The organism is Psychrobacter sp. TAE2020 (genome assembly GCF_018919485.1).
GTDB lineage: Bacteria > Pseudomonadota > Gammaproteobacteria > Pseudomonadales > Moraxellaceae > Psychrobacter.
On record NZ_JAHLMU010000031.1, the window covers coordinates 1 to 217 of the forward strand.

Sequence of the window (217 nt, forward strand, 5' to 3'; positions counted from 1 at the left end):
ATAAGATTGCTGCTGAAAAGGCTGCCGCTGATAAGATAGCTGCTGAAAAGGCTGCCGCTGAAAAGGCTGCTGCTGAGAAGGCTGCCGCTGATAAGATTGCTGCTGAAAAGGCTGCCGCTGATAAGATAGCTGCTGAAAAGGCTGCCGCTGAAAAGGCTGCTGCTGAGAAGGCTGCCGCTGATAAGATTGCTGCTGAAAAGGCTGCCGCTGATAAGAT

1 protein-coding gene is annotated in these 217 nt (G+C 51.6%); it reads left to right on the forward strand.

Annotated elements, in window-relative coordinates; genetic code table 11:
* On the forward strand, window positions 1–217 hold a 217-nt coding region (locus KPY62_RS14080; protein WP_228730798.1), incomplete at both ends, for a hypothetical protein.